The sequence below is a fragment of the Thermodesulfobacteriota bacterium genome (assembly GCA_040756475.1).
Taxonomy (GTDB): Bacteria; Desulfobacterota; Deferrisomatia; order Deferrisomatales; family JACRMM01; genus JBFLZB01.
Map to the genome: position 1 here is coordinate 7,053 of JBFLZB010000159.1, position 1,874 is coordinate 8,926.

Below are 1,874 nucleotides of genomic sequence, written 5' to 3' on the forward strand. Positions count from 1 at the left end.
CGGATGGGGGCAGCCGGGTACCTGCTCAAGCGCTCGGTGACCGAGGAGCTCCTGCTGGCCATCCGGGCGGCCGCCCGGGGCGAGACCTACCTGAGCCCCTCGGTCTCCCGCGTGTTGCTGGACGCCGTGCGCCAGGAGGGTGCCGAGCCCAAGGGGCAGGTGGTGCTGGAGCGCCTCACGCCCCGGGAGCGCCAGGTGCTCCAGCTCGTGGCCGAGGGGCGCTCCAACAGCGAGATCGGGCGGACTCTGGGGGTGACCAAGAAGACCGTGGAGAAGCACCGGGCGAGCCTGGTGGGCAAGCTGGGGGTGAAAGACCTGGCCGGTCTCATCCGCATTGCCCTCAAGCAGGGGCTGATCTTTCTGGAGGAGTAGGGCGGCGCAGGGGAGGGTGGGCGCCCCACCCCCAGGGGAGCAGTGGGGCGGAATAGTTTGGAAGGTAGGGTTTGCCCCCATATCTTCCCCCGTCCCGGGCGCGCGACTCTTAGAGCCCTTTTCCGGGACAACCCCCCACCCAACGGAGGCTCCATGAACCTGCGCCAGCCCAACGCCAACGAGGCAACCAGCACCTTCAACCGCTCTCGCGACGTGGTCCCCATGTCGGGGATCTGCACCGCCTGCCTGGACGGGTGCAAGGGGGGGTGCGAGATCTGGCTCGCGAGCTTCCGGGGCCGCGAGGTGCTCTACCCCTCCCGCTACGGCGAGGTCACCGCGGGCGCCGACAAGAACTACCCCGTCGACTACTCCCACCTCAACATCCAGGGCTACGCAGTCGGGGCCGAGGGGCTTCCGGCCGGCACCGAGCCGGGGCCCGACACGGCGATCTTCCCGGCGGTGAGCACCGAGACCTCCTACGGGTGGGACAAGAAGGTCCAGATGAAGGCGCCGGTCTTCACCGGCGCCCTGGGGTCCACGGACATCGCCCGCAAGAACTGGGAGCACTTCGCCGTGGGCGCGGCCATCGCCGGCGTCACCCTCGTGTGCGGCGAGAACGTGTGCGGCATCGACCCCCAGCTCGAGCTTGGCCCCGGGGGCAAGGTGAAGGGCTCGCCGGAGATGGACCGCCGCATCGCCCTCTACCGCCGGTTCCACGAGGGGTACGGCGAGATCCTGGTGCAGATGAACGTGGAGGACACCCGCCTGGGGGTGGCGGAGTACGTGCTGGAGAAGCACGGCCTCGACACCATCGAGCTCAAATGGGGCCAGGGGGCCAAGTGCATCGGGGGCGAGATCAAGGTCGACGCCATCGACCGGGCCGTAGAGCTCAAGCGGCGAGGCTACGTGGTCCTCCCGGACCCCACCCTCCACGAGAACGAGCGGGCCTTCCGCCACGGCGCCCTGCGCCAGTTCGAGCGCCACTCCCGCCTGGGGTTCGTCACCAAGGAAGGGTTCCTGGGCGAGGTGGAGCGGCTGCGCAAACTCGGCTTCCAGCGGGTGACCCTGAAGACCGGGGCCTACTCCATGGTGGAGCTGGCCATGGCGCTGCGCTGGGCGTCGGAGGCCAGGATCGACCTCCTCACCATCGACGGCGCCCCGGGCGGCACGGGCATGAGCCCCTGGCCCATGATGAACGAGTGGGGCATCCCCACTTTCTACCTCCAGGCCCTGGCCTACGAGTTCGCCGGCAAGCTGGCAGCCAAGGGTTACCGCGTGCCCGATCTGGCCATGGCCGGCGGGTTCTCCTCCGAGGACGGCGTGTTCAAGGCGCTGGCCATGGGCGCCCCCTACTTCAAGGCGGTTTGCATGGGCCGGGCCCTCATGATCCCGGGCATGGTGGGCAAGAACATCGGGGAGTGGCTCGCCAAGGGCGAGCTCCCCAAGACCGTGTCCCAGTACGGCACCCAGGCCGACCAGATCTTCGTCGTCATCGAGGACCT

The 1,874-nt window shown here is 69.2% G+C and carries 2 protein-coding genes; both read left to right on the top strand.

All coding sequences use genetic code 11. The annotated features are described in order from the left end of the window. A partial coding sequence (locus AB1578_18105; GenBank protein ID MEW6489808.1) for a response regulator transcription factor occupies positions 1-372 on the top strand: 372 nt, incomplete at its 5' end. A 153-nt stretch (positions 373-525) separates the two neighbouring features. Continuing rightward, positions 526-1,874, top strand: a 1,349-nt coding sequence (locus AB1578_18110; protein MEW6489809.1) for an FMN-binding glutamate synthase family protein, incomplete at its 3' end; no start/stop codon positions are given.